Source organism: Streptosporangium sp. H13245, from assembly GCF_055690525.1.
On the sequence record NZ_JBSZKT010000015.1, the window covers coordinates 53,198 to 72,115 of the forward strand.

The window sequence follows — 18,918 nt, forward strand, 5'->3', positions numbered from 1 at the left end:
CCATCGCGCTCCCCCGGGCGGCGCCCGGGGGAGCTAGCGGACGGCGGAGTCCTCGCCCAGCTCCACGACCGTGATCTCCGAGACCTCGGTGCCCGCGGCGGTGTCCCAGCGGACCGACGTGGGAAAGGTGTCCAGGGAGAGGATGGCCACCGCGTTGGAGAACCACGGGCCGTTGGTGATCCGCCACTTGAAGGGCGGCTTGGGGATCTTCGCCGTACGGGAGAGCGAGCGGCCGATCAGGCTGGCGACGCCGAACTGGGCGATGATGTTGGCCAGGCGGAGGGTGCGGCTCAGCGGGTTGCGGATCGGGGAACAGACCAGCTGGTAGATGGGGAGCCCGTGCGCCTTGGCCACGTAGGAGTAGTGCACGTCGCCGGAGAGCATGATCACCGGCTTTCCCAGCCCGGCCAGCAGCTTGGACAGGTCCTCGAACGAGCGGCGGAAGGCCGCCCAGTGCTCCAGGTCGACGGCCTGGCGCAGCGCCTCCGACCAGCGGGCCACGGTCTTGCCCCAGGCGCCCTGGGCCAGGGCCTCGTTCCAGTTCTGGATGTGGTGGATCCCCGCCGGGAGCAGGAACGGCACCGAGGAGCCGATCACGAAGCGCTTCGCGCCCCCCTTGTGGAGCTGCTCGGTGAGCCACTCCCACTCCACCGGGTCGATCATGCGCCGGTCGGCCGGGTCGAGCTGGCGGGAGCAGCGGGAGTCGAGCATGATCAGGCGGGTGTCACCGAGGTCGCGGGCGTAACTCCACCGGCTGTCGGCGGGAACGTCGTAGGCGTGCTCGGCGAAGACGTCGAGGACCTCGGCGCCGTCGCCCTCGGCCGCGTACACCTTGCTGAGCACCTCGTCCGAGGCGCGTTCCGCCGGTGACATGTTGCCCAGGTGCTGGTAGACCCAGTAGGCGCCGATCCCGGAGACCACCCGGTGCCGCCACCACGGGACGTCCTCCATCGCCGTACGCCAGGAGATGGAGGTGTTGAAGTCGTCGCGCAGGTCGTGGTCATCGAAGATCATCGCGGTGGGCACTGTGGAGAGGAGCCAGCGGATCTCCGGGTCGGTCCACGCCAGGCGGTACAGCTCGGCGTACTCCTCGAAGTCGGCGATCTCCTTCTTCGGCTCGGTGTCCCTGCGGCCCGCGATGAACTCCAGCATCTCGGCGGACGGCTCGTCGGCGTAGACCTGGTCGCCGAGGAGCAGCAGCAGGTCGGGCCAGCGCTCGTCGGGCGCGTCCGGCAGGGTGCCGCCGTACGCGCGCAGCACGTCCACCCCGTGGGAGATCGTGTACACGAGGTCGTGCGGCACGCTGGTCCGGCAGGAGCCGAACATCACCCGGTTCGGGCCGTCCGGGCCGAGCAGCCGGATGCGGCTCGGCGGCCGGTCGGGCAGGGGCCACACGGTCTCCCCGCCCAGGCGCACCTCGTAGGTGCCTCCGCCCTCCACGTCCACGATCGCGTAGTGGTGGCCGTGGACGGTGAACGTCCTGGCCGCCGAGCGCACGCCGCCGACCTCGACCGTCACCTCGCACGGCTCGCTCGTCTCCACCCACACCGACGCGCTCGTCTCGTCCACGTAACGCAGCATCGGTCCGACCACAAGTTCCGGCACGTTCATCCCCTCAACCACTGCACAACGTCAGGAATCCCTGACCGGATCCTGGCAAATCTGCGCGTTACCTCCAGATTGCCCAGGGGGGCCGGTGGATAACAACGCATCTCCTGGCCGCGGGCTCGCGACCGGGTCCGGGGATCAGTCATGAGAACGAAACACGGTCCGTCCCTGCGGGCAAAAAACCGCACCTAGTCTGATCGTGACCATGTGCCCCGAGCGGAGCAAAGGCGCTCCACTCACCGTACGGAGGTTTCCCTTGAGAACGCTCACGGTGCCGTCGACGACGCCGGCCGCCACCGCTCCCGCCAGCCGGGGCCGGCAGGCACTCGACTCCGCATTGTTCCGGCTCGACCAGGCGGCGGACCGGCTGGACCTGGACGACAGCCTGCGCACCATGCTCGCCACTCCCCGCCGCTCACTCGCCGTCTCGGTTCCGGTCCGCCGCGAGGACGGCCGGATGGACGTCGTGCAGGGTTTCCGGGTGCAGCACAACACTACCCGCGGCCCGGCGAAGGGCGGCATCCGCTTCCACCCCCGCACCGACGTCCACGAGGTCACCGCCCTGGCCATGGGCATGACGTGGAAGTGCGCGCTGGCCGGCATCCCCTACGGGGGCGCCAAGGGCGGCGTCTCCCTGGACCCCGCCTCGCTGAGCACCCGCGAGCTGGAACGGGTCACCCGGCGCTACGTCAACGAGGTCCTGCCGATCATCGGCCCCGAGATGGACATCCCGGCCACCGACGTCGGCACCGACGAGCGGACCATGGCCTGGATCATGGACACCTACTCGGTGAACGCGGGCTACCCGGTGCCCGGCGTGACGATCGGCGGTCCCGTGACCCCCGGCCGCGCGCCCGACCGGGCCGGGGCCACCTCCCGCGGCGTGCGGATCGCCGCGCTCAGGGCCCTGGGCGGCTCCCCCGAGGGCCGTACCGTCGCGGTGCAGGGCTTCGGCAAGGTCGGCGCCCCCGCCGCGCGCTACCTCGCCGACGCGGGCTGCCTGGTGGTCGCGGTCTCCGACCGCACCGGGGCCGTGATCGACCGCTCCGGCCTGGACGTCGACGACCTGCGGGCGTGGTCGGAGGAGACCGGCGGCGTACGCGGCTACCGCCGGGCGGACGCGCTGTCGCGGGAGGAGCTGCTGGAGCTCGACGTGGACGTGCTCGTCCCCGCCGCCATGGAAGGGGCGATCACCGAGGAGAACGCCCCCCGGATCAGGGCCGGCCTGGTCGTGGAGGGCGCCAGCTCCCCCACCACCCCCGAGGCGGACCGCGTCCTCGCCGACGCGGGCGTCACCGTGGTCCCCGACATCCTGGCCAACGCGGGCGGCGTGATCGTCTCCTACCTGGAGTGGCTGCAGGACATGCAGGCGCGCCGCTGGAGCGCGCGCGAGGTCGACGCGAGGCTCCGCGGCATCGTGGAGGACGCGTTCGACACGACCGCGACGGTCGCCGCCGAGTGCGGGATCACCCTGCGCCAGGCGGCTCACGTGATCGGCGTCGGCCGCGTCGCCGAGGCCCACCGGGCGCGCGGGCCGCACTCCTGAAGCCGTGAAGGGACACACCATCGATCAGGAGGTCACGGTTCCGGAGGCCGTGAGGAAACGCGCCGCGGACCCCGAAACCGCGAGCCGGGGCGCGTCACGAGCGGCTCAGGCCGCCCGGGGCGCGCTCCGGGACCGCCGGAGACTCGTCCAGGGCGGTGACCAGCCCCTCCAGGTCCCGCATGAGCCGCTCGGTGCGCTCGGTGCCGTAGACCGCCTCGATCAGCCGGTGATGCTCGGCCACCCCGCCCTCGACCCGGTCGAGCAGCTCGGACCCTCGGTCGGCGAGGAAGACGGCGACCTTGCGGCGGTCGCCCGGATCGTGGCCCCGATAGACGAGGGAGCGGTCGATGAGCCGGTCGATGGCCTTGGTCAGCGTCGGATGCGGCATCAGCACGGCCTCGGCCAGCTCCCCCATCGAGTGCCCCCGGCCGTCGGCGAGGGCGCGCAGGATGCGCCACTGCTCGACGGAGACGTCCTCGGCGGTCACCGCGGCGGCGAGTGCCCGGTTGACGCTGCGCTCGGCCCTGCTGAGGAGGTAGGCGAGCGAGGATCCCAGCCCGGTCGTCACCACATGGAGCTCCCGTCTGCGTCACGATCCGTGTCCTGTCCAGGTAACGGGACTGCCGTACCCATCCATTCGGGAGGATACTCGTCCCTGTGGCAGAAGCCATCACACCCGTCATAGAACCCCTGGAAGCCCAGCTGCTCCCGGGTGACGCGCTGCGCGTCGGGCTGGTCGTGCCGATCTCCGGCGTGCTCGGCCTGGTGGGTCCGTGCGCGATCAACTGCGCGATCCTCGCCGCCGACGAGGTGAACCTCGCGGGCGGGATGCTCGGCAGGCCGGTGGAGCTGGTCCTGGTCGACGGCGGCCGTCCGGCGGCCCAGGTGGCCGCCGAGGTGGCGGGGCTCGCCCGCTGGGGCGCGATCGACGCCGTGGTCGGCACCCACGGCAGCGACGTCAGGATCGAGGTGGTGCGGGCGCTGGCCGGGAGGGTGCCGTTCGTCTACGCGCCGCCGTACGAGGGGGGCGGCCACGCGCCCGGGGTCTACTTCCTGGGTGAGACCCCCGCCCGCCAGCTGCGGCCCGGCCTCGACTGGCTGATCGACCGGCGCCGGGCGCGCAGGTGGTTCCTGCTCGGCAACGACTACGTCTGGCCGCGCCTGGTCCACGGCGCGGCCCGCCGCCACCTCGCCGCGCGGGGCGCCGGGGTCGTCGGCGAGCTCCTGGTGCCGTACGGCATGCGTGACATCCCCTCGATCCTGGAGAGGCTGGTCGCGGGCAGGCCCGACGCGGTGCTGATCAGCCTGATCGGCAGTGACCTGGTCGCCTTCAACCGGGCCTTCGCGGCGGCCGGGCTGTCGTGGCCTCGGCTCTGCGGCGCGCTGGAGGAGCACGGCCTGCTCGGCATCGGCGGTGACGCCACCGGCGAGCTGTACGGGGCGATGGGTTACTTCGCGAGCCTGGTCACCGATGACAGCCTGAGCCTCGGCGAGCGCTACGCCCGCCGGTTCGGCTCGACCGCGCCGCTGCTCAACGGGCACGGGCAGGGGTGCTACGAGGCGGTGCTGATGCTCGCCGCGCTGGGCTCGCGCGCCGGGACGCTCGCCGTGCCCGAGGTGGACGCGATCGCCGACGGCACCTCCATCGTCACCGCGCGGGGACGGCTGACCCTGCGCGGGCACGGGGTGCGGCGCCAGGCGCACATCGGCCGGGCGGACGGGCTGGACTTCGACATCGTCCGCTAGGTGCGTGGCGAGTCAAAATCGGACAAAAACTTCCGACTGAAAACTTTTCCTTCGCAAAGAAAGGTTCTAGGGTACGGCTGCACCCACTTCAAGGAGCCGTACATGACAACCGACCCCTCACTGGAGCAATTCGGCTACCGCCAGGAACTCCGCAGGTCACTGAGCTTCACCGACCTGCTCGTCTACGGCCTGATCTTCATGGTCCCGATCGCGCCGTTCGGCATCTTCGGCGGCGTCTTCCAGGCCTCGGGGGGCATGGTCGCCCTCGCGTACGCCGTCGGCATGGTCGCGATGGCCTTCACCGCGCTCTCGTACGCGCAGATGGCCCGCGCGTTCCCGATGGCGGGGTCGGTCTACACCTACGCGGGCCGTGGCATCGCCGCGCCCGTCGGCTTCCTGGCCGGATGGGTGATCCTGCTCGACTACGTGCTGGTGCCCGCCCTGCTCTATCTCATCGCGAGCGCGGCGATGGCCTCGTTCGTGCCCGCGATCCCCGTCTGGGGCTGGCTGATCGTGTTCGTGGTGCTCAACACGGTCGTGAACTACACGGGCATCCAGATGACCGCCCGCATCACGAAGATCATGCTGATCGGCGAGCTCATCGTGCTGGCGATCTTCATGGTCATCGGCGTGGTCGCCCTGGCCCAGGGCAAGGCCCAGGCGGGCGCGCTCAGCCCGCTGTTCGACTCCTCGACCTTCTCCTGGTCGCTCGTCTTCGGCGCGGTCTCGATCGCGGTGCTGTCCTTCCTCGGCTTCGACGGCATCTCGATGATGGCCGAGGAGAGCCGCGAGGACTCGCGGCGGCTCGGCAAGTCCATGGTCGCGGCGCTGGGCCTGGCCGGGGTGCTGTTCATCGCGCAGACCTGGGTCGCCGCGCTGCTCACCCCCAACCGGGCCGACCTGCTGGCCAACGGCGACCCCGCGGGCACCGCCTTCTACGACATGGCCGAGTTCGCCGGGGGCCACTGGCTCAGCGTGCTGACCGCGGTCGCCACCGCCATCGCCTGGGGCTTCGCCAACTCCCTGGTCGCCCAGGCCGCCACCTCCCGCCTGCTGTTCGCGATGGCCCGCGACCGCCAGCTCCCCTCCTTCCTGGCCAAGATCCACCCCAGGCACAAGGTGCCCGTCAACGCCACCCTCGTCGTGGCCGCGATCTCCCTGGTCGTCGGGCTCTACCTGACCACCCGCGAGGACGGCATCACGCTGATCAGCGGGCTGGTCAACTTCGGCGCGATGACGGCCTTCCTCGCGCTGCACGTGTCGGTGGTCGTCCACTACGTCGTACGCCAGGGCAGCCGCGACCTGTGGCGGCACCTGATCGCCCCGGTGCTCGGCTTCGCGATCCTGCTCTACGTCGTGATCAACGCGAGCATCGCGGCCCAGACGCTCGGCGTCGTCTGGTTCGTCATCGGCCTGGTGGTGCTCGGCGTCTCCTACGCCACGGGCCGCCGTCCCACCCTGGCCGGGCTCGTCGACACCCCCGACACCGCCGCGCCCGGCACCGCCCGTAAGCCCTGAGGGCGCACGACCCCCGTCCCACCGACCCGACAGCATGCGAGGGCAGAACAGTGTTCGACATCTTCCTGGAGGTCGAGGAGGGGCTCAGCGCCCCCCGCGTCCCTTCCGCCCTCCCCTCGGAGGGCGCGCGATGAACGTCTTCTCCTACCGGCCCGCGCCCGAGGACCTCAGCTACACCTTCGGCGGGCGGCCCGCCGTGGCCAGGGTCGCCCCCGGCTCGATCGTCGAGACGTACACCGAGGACTGCTTCGGCGGCCGGGTGACCTCGGTCGACGACCTGCCCTCGCGCGTCTGCGAGTTCCCCTACCTCAACCCCGTCACCGGGCCCTTCCACGTCGAGGGGGCCGAGCCCGGCGACACGCTCGCGCTGCACTTCGTCTCCATCGAACCCGCCAGGGACTGGGCCGTGTCGGCCACGTTCCCGCACTTCGGCGCGTTGACCGGCACCCACACCACCGCCATGCTCACCCCTCCCCTGGAGGAGCTGGTGTGGCGCTACGACATCGACACGGCGGCGGGCGTGGTCCGCTACCACGCCCGCAGGAGCGACTTCACGGTCGAGTTGCCGCTCGACCCGATGCACGGCACGGTCGGCGTCGCGCCCGCCGCGTCCGAGGCCCGTATGACGATCACCCCGGACGCCCACGGCGGCAACATGGACACCCCCGAGCTGCGCGCCGGGGTGACCGTCTACCTCGGCGTCAACGTCGAGGGCGGGCTCTTCGCGATCGGCGACGGGCACGCCAGGCAGGGGCACGGCGAGGTGTGCGGCACCGCCGTCGAGGCGGCGATGAACACCGTCGTCGCCGTGGAGCTGATCAAGGGGGTGAGCACCCCGTGGCCCCGCCTGGAGGACGACGGCCACCTGATGTCCACCGGCTCGGCCCGCCCGCTGGAGGACGCGTACCGGATCAGCCAGCACGACCTGGTCACCTGGACCTCCGAGCTCACCGGCCTGGACCCCCTGGACGCCTACCAGCTGGTCAGCCAGATCGGCGAGGCACCGGTGGGCAACGTCTGCGACAGCAACTACACGATGGTCGCCAAGCTCCCCAAGTCCACCCTCGGCCATCCGGACGTCTACGAGTCGGCCCACGACCGCCTGCGCGCCCTCGGCCGACGCTACCTGGCCGAACGCTGACCGAAACCCGGTGAACCGGCCGTCCACGTCACGCCATCGGGGGCGCGTGACGCGGACGGCCGGCTCATGGCACGGACGGCTCACGGCACAAACGGCTCATGGCACGGCCGGCTCATGGCACGGAGGGTCGGCTCGCGGTGCGGACGATCAACGCGCGGCGGTGACGATGTCCTCGCAGATCGCGTGCGTAGCCAGGGCGTCGTCGGCGCCGAGTACGGTGCCGGAGCGGACCGCGTCGAGAAACTCCAGGCAGACCTGTTCGATGCCCCGCTGCCGGGAGACCGGGGTCCAGTCGCCGCGCCTGGTGAGGGTCTCGGTGTCGGCGTAGTCGATCACGTCGGCCATGTTGACCACGCGGCGCTTGACGTTGCCCCCCGTGACCTCCACGGTCTCCTCGGCCGAGCCGCTCATCCTGTTCATGATCCCGAAGGCGGTGAAGCCGTCCCCGGACAGCTCCAGCGTCACGTGCTCCAGCAGCCCGTCCCTGATCCGGGTGCGGATGCCGGTGTGCTCGACCTCGCCCGGCACCAGGAACCTGAGGGTGTCCACCACGTGGATGAAGTCGTCGTAGACGACGGCCCGGGGGTCGGCGGGATGGCGCGTCCGGTGCTTCTGCATCACCACCAGGTCGCGGGGAAGATCGCGCAGGGCCGCGTAGGACGGCGCCCTGCGGCGGTTGAACCCGACGAGCAGCGACCGCTCGCTCTCGCGTGCCAGCCGTACCAGGCGCTCGGACTCGGCGAGGGTGTGGGCGATCGGCTTGTCCAGGTAGACGTGGACGCCCGCTCGCAGCAGCGGTTCGACGACCTCCGCGTGCGCGCCCGTCGCGACGTGCACGAAGGCCGCCTCGATCCCCGCTCCGAGCACCTCGTCCACCGAGGAGAAACGGCGCGCGACCCGGTAGGCGTCGCCGAGGCGGTCGAGCGTGGCGCGGTCGCGGGTGCACAGGTGGAGGTCGAGGCCGGGGGTCACGCCGAGGACCGGCAGGTACGCCTTCTCCGCGATGTCCCCGAGGCCGATGAGAGCGATCTTCATGTTCCGAGCGTACGGCGTGCCCCCCGAGCCCACCCCGGCGCGTACGGCGTGCCCGGCCGTACGGTCCCGGTCCCGCCTCGGCGCGTACGGTCCCCGGTCCCGCCTCAGTGCCGTACGACGCACCCCGCCGCATACGACGCAGCCCGTCGCGGCGGCGGCCCCGGCGGCTTCCCCCGCGCCTACGCCGCCACGGCCAGGCGGTCGCGCCACCACGCGAGCGTCGCGGCCAGCGCCTCGTCCATCGGGGTCGGCGCGACACCGAGGGCGGCCTGGGAGGCACCGGAGTCGAGGACGAAGGGCCGGACGAACTGGTAGCGCAGCTCCTCCAGTTCCCTGAGCATCGGCGAGAAGACCCCGGCCGCGCGCAGCAGCAGGTGGGGCACGGCCTTCACCCCCGGGTCGGGGACCCCGGCGAGCGCGCACAGCCGCTCGGCGACCTCGCGTACCGCCATCGGCTCGTTCGTCGGGACGTGCCACGCGCGGCCCCAGGCGCGGTCGCCCTCCCCGGCCGCGATCAGGGTACGCGCGACGTCGGGCACGTAGGTCCAGCTGTGCGGCTGGGCGGGGTCACCGGCGAAGCGGACGGTCTTGCCGGCCAGGAGCGTGGGGACGAACCTCTCCCCGAGGTGTGACTGGTCGAGGCAGCCGGGGCCGAAGTAGTCGGATCCGCGCACCTCGGTCGCCCTGACCCGGCCCGCCTCGTGCGCGGCCAGGGCCTCCCGCCACACCTTGGCCCGGATCGCGCCCTTGACGCTGGGCGGGTTCAGCGGGTCGTCCTCCCTCATCGGCCGGTCGGGCGCCGCGTAGACGTAGAGGTTGCCAAGGATGACGTACCCCGCGCCGGTGGTCTCGGCGGCTCCCAGCATCGAGGCGGCGAGCGGCGGCCAGTCGCGCGCCCACTCGTGGTAGCGCGGGTTGACGCAGTTGTAGAGGACGGCGGCCCCCTCGGTCAGGGCGGTGAGCTTCTCACGGTCGCTCACGTCGGCGGCGACCCTGCGGACGCCCTGCTGGTCGGGGCCCGAGCCCGAGCGGCTGAGGAGGACGACCTCGTGCCCCTGCCCGGCCAGCAGCCGGGCGACCTCGGAGCCGACCTGACCGGCTCCCGCGATGACGTGCTTGGCCATGGTTCCTCTTTCCCTGCGGTGGTTTGCCCGTTCCGTTCTGAGAGCAATGCTCTCGCTAGAGAGCACCGATCGTCAAGAGCAGTGCTCTCGTTTTTTGTCAGTGCTCTGATATGGTCACGGCATGAGTTCGAGCCTCACCGCACGCGAGAGGGTCAGAGCCGAGCTGACCCGCGAGATCACCGACGTCGCCCGGCGGCAGCTGGCCGTCGACGGCGCGAGCGGCCTGTCCCTGCGCGCGGTCGCCCGCGAGATGGGCATGGCCTCCTCGGCGATCTACCGCTACTTCCCGTCCAGGGACGACCTGCTCACGGCCCTGATCATCGACGGCTACAACGCCATCGGCGAGGTCGTGGAGAACGCCGACGCGACCGCCCCGCCCGAGGACCACGGGGGCAGGTGGATGGCGGTCTGCCACGCCGTACGGGACTGGGCGCTGGCCCATCCGCACGAGTACGCCCTGCTGTACGGCTCGCCCGTCCCCGGCTACCGGGCACCGCAGGACACCGTTCCCGCCGCGGTCCGCGACACCGTCGTCTACGGCCGGATCATCTCCGACGCGCAGCGCGCCGGGGCGCTGAACCCGCCCGGCACCCACCCGCCTGTCCCGCCGTCCTTCCACGAGGACGCCGCGCGCGTGCGCGAGCTGATGCCCGACGTCCCCGACGCCATGATCGTCCGCGGCCTGATCGCCTGGACCGGCCTGTTCGGCTGGATCAGCTTCGAGCTGTTCGGCCAGTTCAACACCGCGATCCTCGACCGCGCGTCGGCCTTCGACCACGCCATGCGCTGCCATGTGGGCACCCTCGGACTGTCTGCCTGATACGTCACGACTTGGCCGCGATGAGTAACGTCTGGGTGCCTGACGTGATAAACGAGATAAACGGCCCGCGAATGGGCCGTCTCTCCGACGGGCGAAAGGCACCCCCGACTTCATGGTGGAAAGTCCTATTCACGGCGAAGGCGTGACGGTCCGTGTCCTCTTCGAACGGAATTCCTTCGCGCTGGACTACTACCAGCGGGAATACACCTGGACCCGTCACGAGGTCGGCACCCTGATCGACGATCTCAGCCAGCGCTTCCTCAGCCAGTGGAAACCCCTGCACGACCGCGAGGAGGTCGGCCGCTACGCCCCGTACTTCCTGGGGCCCTACGTCTACCACGAGAGCAGAGGCCGCACCTTCCTCGTCGACGGCCAGCAGCGCGTCACCACGCTCCACCTTGTGCTGATCTACCTCCGGCAGCTGCTCATCGACCAGGAGCGATGGATCGACGCCGACGAGCTGGAGCGGCTCACCTACACGGCGCGGCACGGCAAGCGGAGCTTCAAGGTCGGCAGCTCCGAGGAGCTGTCCCGCGCGCAGCTGCTCAACTCCCTGGTCACCGACTGGAACGGTCTCAAGGGGTTCACGCTGCCCGACAACGCCCACGTCTCGGTGCGCAACCTGCACGACCGGAGCAGGGAGATCGACGGGGAGTTCCCCGAGGTGCTGCGCGGCGAGGCCCTGGTGCCCTTCGTCCACTGGCTGCTCGACCGCGTCTGCCTGGTCGGCATCCGGGCCCTCGACCAGGAGAACGGCCGCGAGATCTTCGTGTCGATGAACGACCGGGGGCTCCGGCTGAGCCACGTGGACCTGCTGAAGGGCCACCTCTTCCGGCGGGTCGACGTGAAGGCGCGTGAGGACCTCGGCACGGCGTGGGCCGACATGCTGGCCCGCCTCACCACCGCGGAGACCGACTCCCCCGAGGCCAACACCCCCAGCGCGTACGTCCGCTCCTTCCTGCTCGCGCAGTACGCGCACTTCGACGAGGGGTCCACGGACGCCGCGGAGATCGGGCGGGCCGTCCACGAGTGGATCCTGCGCAACGACGTCCAGCTCGGTCTCGGCCGCCCGGCCGAGGCGCGGGAGTTCGTGCAGAAGCTGACGAACGCGTCGAAACGCTACTGCGAGCTGCTCCGCGCCTGCCGGGAGTTCACCCCCGCCCTGGCCGGTGTCTACTTCAACGGCCACAACGGCATCGACAACCAGTTCACGCTGCTGCTCTCCGTCGTCTCGCCCGAGGACTCCGACGAGGTGTTCACCCGCAAGTGCGCGATGGTCGCGTCGTTCCTCGACCTCGTCTACGTGCGCAGGTCCGTCAACAACCTGCCCGTGCAGCGCCGCGACCTCGACGAGGTCGTCCACCGGCTGATCCCCGTCCTGCGGATGTGCCGGACCACCGACGACGTCGCCACGGTCCTCGGCCGGGAGACCTCCCTCATCGAACACGACTTCCGCGAGCTGGCCTCCTTCGGGCTCCGGGCCAACAACCGCCGCCTGGTCCGCTACCTGCTCTCCCGGATGACCGCCCACGTCCAGCGCGAGTGCGAGGGGGGCGACCACGAGTACCGGTTCCTGCGGGGGACGCGCGATTACGAGATCGAGCACATCTGGGCCAACCGCTTCGAGCGGCACCAGGCCGAGGTCAAGACCACCGCGGAGTTCTACATCCGGCGCAACCGCCTCGGGGCCCTGCTGCTCCTGCCCAAGTCCGTCAACGCGAGCTTCCGCGACGACCCTTACGACCGGAAGATCGAGCACTACTACGCGGAGAACCGGCTCGCGGCCTCCCTGCACCCCAAGAGCCGCCTGCGCAACACCCCGTTCACCCACTACCTCAGGGACTCGGGCCTGGACAGGGCGTTCCAGCCCTGCCCGGTGTTCGGCGTACGGGAGATCGAGCGGCGGCAGAACCTCTACCGGCTCCTGTGCGAGGAGATCTGGAACCCGGCCAGGCTCGGCTTCCGCCTGCCGACGATCGTCCTCCCGTCCCGCGAGCCCGAGCAGTCCGGATCCCGCCGCCACTACGGGATCGAGGTCGTCGACCTGATCACGCACGGCCTGATGGCGCCGAACACCAAGATCTTCCGTACGGTCAAGGGCGAGATCCACTTCGCCACGGTCGAGGAGGACGGGACGATCAGGGTGGAGGCGACGGGCCGCCCCTACCACTCCCTGTCGGCCGCCGGGGCCGCGGTCGCCGGGACCAGGGCGTGCGCGGGGTGGGACGTCTGGCGCATCGAACGCGACGGCGCCGTGCTACCCCTGAAACGCCTCCGCGAAGAGGCCATCAACCGCGGCCTGACGTCCAGGGTCTGACATGGTGCGGCTCCTCCACGCGGGGAGGAGCCGCACCACGGGTCTTCGCCCGGCCGGGAACCCCCTACCGGGAGAACTTCTTGCGTACGGCTCCCCGGATGATCTCGCGTGGTCGTTGCTGCTCCCCGTGCAGGGAGGTGAGAACGACCAGCATCCCGGTGACGGCCGGGACGACCCACTGCATGAGGCGCAGTTGCTGCTGCGTCCTGGCGACGTCGTCCGGGGTCTCCTTGTCGGGCTTCACCGCGCCCTCCACGGACACGTCGCCCGCGTCCGCGAGCCTGGCGCCGAGCATGCCGGTGTAGGCGGTCGCGGCCACCGCCGCGGCGGTCAGCGCGGCCTTGGCCGCGGTGCTCGCCCCCACCCCCCGCTGGTGCGCCACCCGCCGCCTGTTGGCCGCCAGCAGACCGGCCGAGCCGATGAGAAAGGCGCCGACGCTCGTGGCGCTGACCGGCGCCCACCGGCCCCATCCCGCGTTCGCCACCCGCAGGCGCTCGCTCCTGTCGCTGACCACGGCGGTGGCGCCGTTGAGGCCGATCGCGCCCATCAACGAGCCCCCGAACCAGGCGGCCAGCCCGACATCGTGCATCGCGCGCACGACCGTATTGCGTTCCATGCTCTCCCCCTCATCACCAGCCTCTTACGGTGGATATCGCACCGTTACCACTGTGATGGGAGTTGACTACCCTGATCCGATCGTACGATCCGCTGGTGGGCTGATGTCCGGATCAAGGTTGGGGCTGGGAACGGTCAGGAAGCGGAGTCGCCGGGGAAGACGCGGGCGTCGAGGAACGGGTTGCGGAACTTTCCCTCGGGGTCGAGCTCGGCGGCCAGGCGCCGGAAGTCCGGAAGCCGGTCGTACAGGGAGCTCAGGCGCTCGGGTCCCATCAGGAAGAGCTTGCCCCAGTGGGGGCGGGCCTCGAAGGGCTCCAGCGACTCCTCGACCACGGCGAGCACCCGGCTCACCGCGGGCCAGTCCTTCTTCCAGGTGAAGTGGACGGCGACGACGTCCTCACCGTAGGAGGAGCTCAGCCACAGGTCGTCCGCCGCGACGGTACGGATCTCCGAGATCTGCAGGACGGGCGCGATGACGTCCCTGACCGCGTCCAGCGCGCGGAGCGCGGCGAGGGCGTGGCGGCGCGGGAACAGGTACTCCGACTGGAGCTCCTCCCCGCTGCTCGGGGTGAAGTCCAGGCGGAAGTGCGGCAGCCGGTCGTACCAGGGGCCGGGCACGCCCATCTGCGCGGTGCAGTTGACGGCGGACATCCCGGGCAGCGGGTGCCGGTCGGCCGTGGCCGCCGTGGCGTCCAGCCAGCGCGGCTCCGGTTCCCACGGGCCGGACTCGTCGGCGCGGCGCTTCACCCACACCTGGTCGATCCCGGGGCCGCTCCAGCCGGTGAACATGCTCACGCTGTACGCGGCCGAGAGGATCTCCTCGAAGTGCTCCTCCATGCGCGCCCACGGCAGGTTCTCGTAGACGTACTGCCGCACCTCGAAGGCCGGGACGACGTCCAGGACGACCTTGGAGACGACGCCCAGCGCGCCGAGGCCGACGACCGCCCCGGCGAAGCGGTCGCCGTCCTTCTCGCGGCCGAGGACGGTGATCTCGCCGTCCGCGGTGACCAGTTCGAGGCCGGAGACCGCGGTGGCCAGGTTGCCGTTGGCGACGCCGGAGCCGTGCGTGGCCGTGGCGCAGGCACCGGCGACCGAGATGTGCGGCAGGGAGCCGAGGTTGGGCAGCGCGTAGCCCTCGCCGTACAGCCATCGGCTCAGCTCGCCGTAGCGCACCCCGCCACCGACCGTGACCGTGCCCCGCGCCGGGTCGAGCTCGAAGCCCGCGGGCAGGCCCTCCAGCGAGACGAGGTCGCCGCCGGGACGGTCGGCGATCTCGTTGAAGGAGTGGCGGGTGCCGAGCGCCCGGATGGCGCCGCTGCGGGCGACCAGCTCCTGGAGCTCCCCGACGTCGCCGGGGCGGTGGATCCGCGCGGCGCCGTAGGTGATGTTGCCCGCCCAGTTCAGCAGCCCTCTGGTCACGATGTGCCCTTTCTACGCCTCAGGTCAGGCCGTACGCGGGTGATCGTGCGGGGACACGGGCTCACTCCGGTGACCGTACGGAGTACGGGTCTCGGCCGGGCGGTCGTGGTCGTGCGGGGCACGGCTCATGGCCGATGATCAGGCGAGACGCGACGGCGGCATTGCCGCACCAAGGGTAGTTCAGGCATCTCAGGACATGACCGGCGGGTCGTCACCGCCCCCGTTCGGCGCACTCGATGCAGGTTCTGGCGATCGGGCGTGCCTTCAGGCGCTCCAGGGCGATGGGGCGCCCGCAGTCGTCGCACACGCCGTAGGTGCCCTGGTGGAGTCGCTCGACCATCTCGTCGAGATCGTTGAGGTGGGCTCGCGTCCTGTCGAGCAGGGCCTGGAGGTGGGACCGTTCGAAGGCGATCGTCGCCCCCTCCGGGTCGTGCTCGTCGTCGTTGGCCACCATCGCCGACGAGTCGACGAGGTCGTCCCAGTCACGCGTCAGCGCCGTGATCTGGGTCACCGTCCTCTCGCGGTCCTCGGTCAGAAGATCCCGCATGGCCGCCCGCTGAGAAGAAGACAGCACGGTTCCCGAAGGCTGCTTGCCCATCACCGAATCACCCCGTCCTACCGCGGATCCGCTCCTGGCCGCGGGCATCGCCGTTTTGTGGCGCGAGGCCGCCGACCTGGGACTTCCTCCCAGTTTACGGCTCTCGGGGGTGAACGGCCCCCGCCCGGGGCCCGGAACGGCCCGTACGGCGGCGAGGACGTCCTCACCGCCGTACGGGCCTTCTCCACGCGGCCGTCCCGGTCGATCATCTTCGCCGCAGGTCAGCGGGTCCCGGGACGGGGTCTAGAAGTAGAAGATCACCCCGGTCGCGGCGCGCAGCTCGCACTGGTTGCTGAAGGTCCGCTGGTAGCGGATGTAGCGGCCGTCCCAGATGCCGGTCGCGGACACGCTGACGGGGTCGTACCGCTGCAGGCAGCTCGTCCACGGCAGCGGCCCGAGACGGCCGGGATCACCCTGCGCCCGGCTCAGCAGCGCGCACGCCTCCGCCCCCCGGGGGTGCGTGCCGTACGTCGGCGCGCATCCGAGCCGGACGGTCCGCGCCCTGCTCTGCTGCGTGACGGACAGCGTGAGGAGCCTGCCGTCCGGACCGCCAGGCGGCCCCCACGGCGGGGTCACGACGGGCGTCACGATGGGCGGGCGGGGCGGCCACGGGCGCGGACGGGGTGGCGGGGGGATCGGGATCGGCCGGGGCGGGATCGGCTCCCCCCACGGCGGACGCGGCGGGATCGGCCGGGGTGGAATCTGAATGGGCCGGGGCGGGACCGGCTCCCCCCACGGCGGCCGGGTCGGGCTCGGCCTCGGCGGCCATGGGTCGGGGTCGGGCGGGACCGGCCGGGGTGGCCACGGGCCGGGGTCGGGTGGGGTCGGCTCGATCCACGACGGAGGGGGGATCTCCGGGCGGGGCGGGACCGGCCGGGGTGGCCACGGGGGTGGATCGACGACCTGCTGGGCCACGGACGAGCCGGGCGTGTGGCGCGGTGGCTGCGCGTCCGCGGTGGCGGTGCCGCTGAGAATGACGAGCCCGGCGGCGGCCAGGCCGAAAATGCGTCGCATGAATTCCCCCGATGAATACGAATTTCACACATGGCCAAAAAGGCGCTTTCGGCTGATTCGGGGGAAGCGAGTTATGCCCTGAGCTGCAAAGAGGCTATGTCGGTGACGTTGTGATGTCTCGCAGCGACTCGCCACGGAATGCCATGAATTCGCCAGTCGGGAAACCCGCCGGACGGCCCGTTCGGAAAAGGGTCCCACGGGCATGTCCGTGGTGTTGATCCATCGAGGAAAAACTGGTTTCACGACAACCGTCACGGCGGAAGCCGCGCCACGACCTCCGAGGTCACGCGCGTCCCCCGTGCCGGAAGACGGGCGGAGACGACTCGACCGCGCCCGGACGGATTTCGCGGTGGGCGCGGTCGGGTGAGCGACGTCGACGCCTCGTGGGCGGCCGTCGGACCCCGTACGGCAGATCGTGCCGTACGGGACGGGGGCTACGCGGGACGGTGGTACGGGTGCGGCGAGACCGTACGCGCGGCCGGTGCCGGACGAAGGGCGCGGGCGGCGCGGAGCGCGGGGGCCTAGCGGCCGGCGCGGTTGACCGCGGAGATGACGGCCTTGAGCGACGCGGTGGTGGTGTTGGAGTCGATGCCGACCCCCCACAGGGTCTGACCGGCGATCTCGCACTCGATGTAGGAGGCGGCCTTGGCGTCGGTCCCGGCGCTCATGGCGTGCTCGGCGTAGTCGAGAACGCGCACCTGGACGCCGACCCCGGCCAGGGCGTCGCAGAAGGCGGAGATGGGGCCGTTGCCGACCCCCTCGACCTCGCGGATCTCACCGTCGAGGCGCAGGTCGGCGCTGATGGCGTCCTTGCCGTCACCCCTGGAGGTGGTGCGGTGGGCCATCAGGCCCAGGCGGCCCCACGGGCTCGCCGGGTTGGGGAGGTACTCGTCGGTGAAGACCTCCCACATCCGCGCGGCGTTCACCTCGCCGCCGGTGGTGTCGGTGTGGGTCTGGACGGCGCGGGAGAACTCGATCTGCAGGCGGCGCGGCAGGTCCAGGTGATGGTCGGCCTTCATGATGTAGGCGACGCCGCCCTTGCCCGACTGGCTGTTGACCCGGATGACCGCCTCGTACGTACGGCCGATGTCCTTGGGGTCGATCGGGAGGTACGGGACCGCCCAGGTGAACTCCTCGACCGGGACGCCCGCGGCGGCCGCGTCGCGCTCCAGGTGCTCGAAGCCCTTCTTGATGGCGTCCTGGTGGGAACCGGAGAAGGCGGTGTAGACGAGCTCGCCGCCCCACGGGTGGCGCGGGTGGACGGGCAGCTGGGTGCAGTACTCGGTGACCCGGCGGATCTCATCGATGTCGGAGATGTCGACCTCCGGGTCGACGCCCTGCGAGAACAGGTTCATGCCCAGCGTGACCAGGCAGACGTTGCCGGTGCGCTCGCCGTTGCCGAACAGGCAGCCCTCGATCCGGTCGGCCCCGGCCATGTAGCCCAGCTCGGCGGCGGCGACTGCGGTGCCCCGGTCGTTGTGGGGGTGCAGGGACAGCACGATCGAGTCGCGGTAGGCCAGGTTGCGGTGCATCCACTCGATCTGGTCGGCGTAGACGTTGGGCGTGGCCATCTCGACGGTGGCGGGCAGGTTGACGACGACCTTGCGGTCGGGGGTGGGCTGCCAGACGTCGTTGACGGCGTCGCAGACCTCCACCGCGTACTCCAGCTCGGTGCCGGTGAAGGACTCCGGGGAGTACTGGAAGTAGATCTCGGTGCCGTCCATCTGGGCGGCCAGCTTCTTGCAGAGCTTGGCGCCCTCGACCGCGATCGCGGTGATGCCCTCGCGGTCCTGGCCGAAGACGACCCGGCGCTGGAGGGTGGAGGTGGAGTTGTACAGGTGGATGATCGCCTGCTTGGCCCCGCGCACCGACTCGAAGGTCCGCTCGATCAGCTCGGCCCTGGCCTGGGTCAGGACCTGGATCACCACGTCGTCGGGTATCAGGTCCTCTTCGATGATCTGCCGTACGAAGTCGAAGTCGGTCTGGGAGGCGGCGGGAAAGCCCACCTCGATCTCCTTGTAGCCCATCTTCACCAGCAGCTCGAACATCTTGAGCTTGCGGTGGGAGTCCATGGGGTCGATCAGCGCCTGGTTGCCGTCACGCAGGTCGACGGCGCACCACCGGGGAGCCCGGTCGATGACCTTGCCGGGCCAGGTGCGGTCGGTCAGCTTGATCGGCGCGAAGGACTCGTAGCGCGTGAACGGCATGGGGCTGGGCTGCTGCTGCGGATACATGCAAGGCTCCTCGACTGGGAAAACAATCGTGGCCGACGCGCATGGCTCGCTCCGCGACGAGGGAGCCGGCCTCTACAGGCCCTCGTCGCGGCAGCTAAGAAGCAGGCAGCGCAGCATGCCTAGCACGTTAGCAGACGTCTCAGGATGCCCTTGCCTCGGTCTCACATGGCGGGACTCGAAGCC

At 70.9% G+C, this 18,918-nt stretch carries 15 protein-coding genes; 6 read left to right on the forward strand and 9 right to left on the reverse strand.

Annotated features, from left to right (window positions below):
- Nucleotides 1-33: 33 nt before the first annotated feature.
- Nucleotides 34-1,611, reverse strand: coding sequence for an alkaline phosphatase D family protein (locus tag ACW9TB_RS22235; RefSeq protein ID WP_472749964.1), 1,578 nt, complete (start codon nt 1,609-1,611; stop codon nt 34-36).
- 253 nt (nt 1,612-1,864) lie between these two features.
- Here ACW9TB_RS22235 and ACW9TB_RS22240 point away from each other — a divergent pair, with 253 nt between their 5' ends.
- Entirely contained in the window at nt 1,865-3,154 is a 1,290-nt protein-coding gene (locus ACW9TB_RS22240) for a Glu/Leu/Phe/Val family dehydrogenase (protein ID WP_472749965.1), read from the forward strand.
- Between the two features lie 94 nt (nt 3,155-3,248).
- On the opposite strand, the gene ACW9TB_RS22245 is transcribed toward ACW9TB_RS22240, so the two are convergent.
- Nucleotides 3,249-3,725, reverse strand: a complete 477-nt coding sequence (locus ACW9TB_RS22245; protein ID WP_472749966.1) for a MarR family winged helix-turn-helix transcriptional regulator — start codon at nt 3,723-3,725, stop codon at nt 3,249-3,251.
- Nucleotides 3,726-3,811: 86 nt separating this feature from the next.
- Between ACW9TB_RS22245 and ACW9TB_RS22250 the strand changes: the two genes are divergently transcribed.
- From ACW9TB_RS22250 to ACW9TB_RS22260, 3 genes are all read left to right on the forward strand, one after another.
- Nucleotides 3,812-4,900, forward strand: coding sequence for a substrate-binding domain-containing protein (locus tag ACW9TB_RS22250; protein WP_472749967.1), 1,089 nt, complete (start codon nt 3,812-3,814; stop codon nt 4,898-4,900).
- A 102-nt stretch (nt 4,901-5,002) separates the two neighbouring features.
- Nucleotides 5,003-6,418 (forward strand): APC family permease, encoded by a 1,416-nt coding sequence (locus ACW9TB_RS22255; protein ID WP_472749968.1) that lies wholly within the window; start codon nt 5,003-5,005, stop codon nt 6,416-6,418.
- 130 nt (nt 6,419-6,548) lie between these two features.
- Nucleotides 6,549-7,559 (forward strand): acetamidase/formamidase family protein, encoded by a 1,011-nt coding sequence (locus tag ACW9TB_RS22260; RefSeq protein ID WP_472749969.1) that lies wholly within the window; start codon nt 6,549-6,551, stop codon nt 7,557-7,559.
- A 147-nt stretch (nt 7,560-7,706) separates the two neighbouring features.
- On the opposite strand, the gene ACW9TB_RS22265 is transcribed toward ACW9TB_RS22260, so the two are convergent.
- Nucleotides 7,707-8,594, reverse strand: a complete 888-nt coding sequence (locus ACW9TB_RS22265; protein ID WP_472749970.1) for a Gfo/Idh/MocA family protein — start codon at nt 8,592-8,594, stop codon at nt 7,707-7,709.
- A gap of 179 nt (nt 8,595-8,773) precedes the next feature.
- Nucleotides 8,774-9,718, reverse strand: coding sequence for an NAD-dependent epimerase/dehydratase family protein (locus ACW9TB_RS22270; RefSeq protein ID WP_472749971.1), 945 nt, complete (start codon nt 9,716-9,718; stop codon nt 8,774-8,776).
- A gap of 121 nt (nt 9,719-9,839) precedes the next feature.
- Here ACW9TB_RS22270 and ACW9TB_RS22275 point away from each other — a divergent pair, with 121 nt between their 5' ends.
- Together ACW9TB_RS22275 and ACW9TB_RS22280 are read left to right on the forward strand one after the other, a co-directional pair.
- A complete protein-coding gene (locus tag ACW9TB_RS22275) occupies nt 9,840-10,538 on the forward strand; it encodes a TetR/AcrR family transcriptional regulator (protein ID WP_472749972.1) in 699 nt (232 codons plus the stop codon).
- Nucleotides 10,539-10,680: 142 nt separating this feature from the next.
- Nucleotides 10,681-12,855, forward strand: a complete 2,175-nt coding sequence (locus tag ACW9TB_RS22280) for a GmrSD restriction endonuclease domain-containing protein (RefSeq protein ID WP_472749973.1) — start codon at nt 10,681-10,683, stop codon at nt 12,853-12,855.
- A 64-nt stretch (nt 12,856-12,919) separates the two neighbouring features.
- On the opposite strand, the gene ACW9TB_RS22285 is transcribed toward ACW9TB_RS22280, so the two are convergent.
- The 5 genes from ACW9TB_RS22285 to leuA all read right to left on the reverse strand — a co-directional run bounded on the left by ACW9TB_RS22285 (nt 12,920) and on the right by leuA (nt 18,735).
- Nucleotides 12,920-13,471: a hypothetical protein gene (locus ACW9TB_RS22285; RefSeq protein WP_472749974.1), complete on the reverse strand. Its 552-nt coding sequence runs from the start codon at nt 13,469-13,471 to the stop codon at nt 12,920-12,922.
- Between the two features lie 134 nt (nt 13,472-13,605).
- Complete coding sequence (locus ACW9TB_RS22290; protein ID WP_472749975.1) at nt 13,606-14,889, reverse strand: FAD-binding protein; 1,284 nt, start codon at nt 14,887-14,889, stop codon at nt 13,606-13,608.
- 211 nt (nt 14,890-15,100) lie between these two features.
- Nucleotides 15,101-15,487, reverse strand: a complete 387-nt coding sequence (locus tag ACW9TB_RS22295) for a TraR/DksA family transcriptional regulator (protein WP_472749976.1) — start codon at nt 15,485-15,487, stop codon at nt 15,101-15,103.
- Nucleotides 15,488-15,730: 243 nt separating this feature from the next.
- Entirely contained in the window at nt 15,731-16,075 is a 345-nt protein-coding gene (locus ACW9TB_RS22300; protein ID WP_472749977.1) for an SSI family serine proteinase inhibitor, read from the reverse strand.
- A 947-nt stretch (nt 16,076-17,022) separates the two neighbouring features.
- Complete coding sequence (leuA, locus tag ACW9TB_RS22305; RefSeq protein WP_472749978.1) at nt 17,023-18,735, reverse strand: 2-isopropylmalate synthase; 1,713 nt, start codon at nt 18,733-18,735, stop codon at nt 17,023-17,025.
- Nucleotides 18,736-18,918 lie beyond the last annotated feature (183 nt).

Coding starts and splice junctions, on each gene's coding strand:
- ACW9TB_RS22235 (WP_472749964.1), bottom strand. CDS start 1,611: ATGAACGTGCCGGAACTTGTGGTCGGACCGATGCTGCGTTACGTGGAC.
- ACW9TB_RS22255 (WP_472749968.1), top strand. CDS start 5,003: ATGACAACCGACCCCTCACTGGAGCAATTCGGCTACCGCCAGGAACTC.
- ACW9TB_RS22260 (WP_472749969.1), top strand. CDS start 6,549: ATGAACGTCTTCTCCTACCGGCCCGCGCCCGAGGACCTCAGCTACACC.
- ACW9TB_RS22265 (WP_472749970.1), bottom strand. CDS start 8,594: ATGAAGATCGCTCTCATCGGCCTCGGGGACATCGCGGAGAAGGCGTAC.
- ACW9TB_RS22270 (WP_472749971.1), bottom strand. CDS start 9,718: ATGGCCAAGCACGTCATCGCGGGAGCCGGTCAGGTCGGCTCCGAGGTC.
- ACW9TB_RS22275 (WP_472749972.1), top strand. CDS start 9,840: ATGAGTTCGAGCCTCACCGCACGCGAGAGGGTCAGAGCCGAGCTGACC.
- ACW9TB_RS22285 (WP_472749974.1), bottom strand. CDS start 13,471: ATGGAACGCAATACGGTCGTGCGCGCGATGCACGATGTCGGGCTGGCC.
- ACW9TB_RS22295 (WP_472749976.1), bottom strand. CDS start 15,487: ATGGGCAAGCAGCCTTCGGGAACCGTGCTGTCTTCTTCTCAGCGGGCG.
- leuA (WP_472749978.1), bottom strand. CDS start 18,735: ATGTATCCGCAGCAGCAGCCCAGCCCCATGCCGTTCACGCGCTACGAG.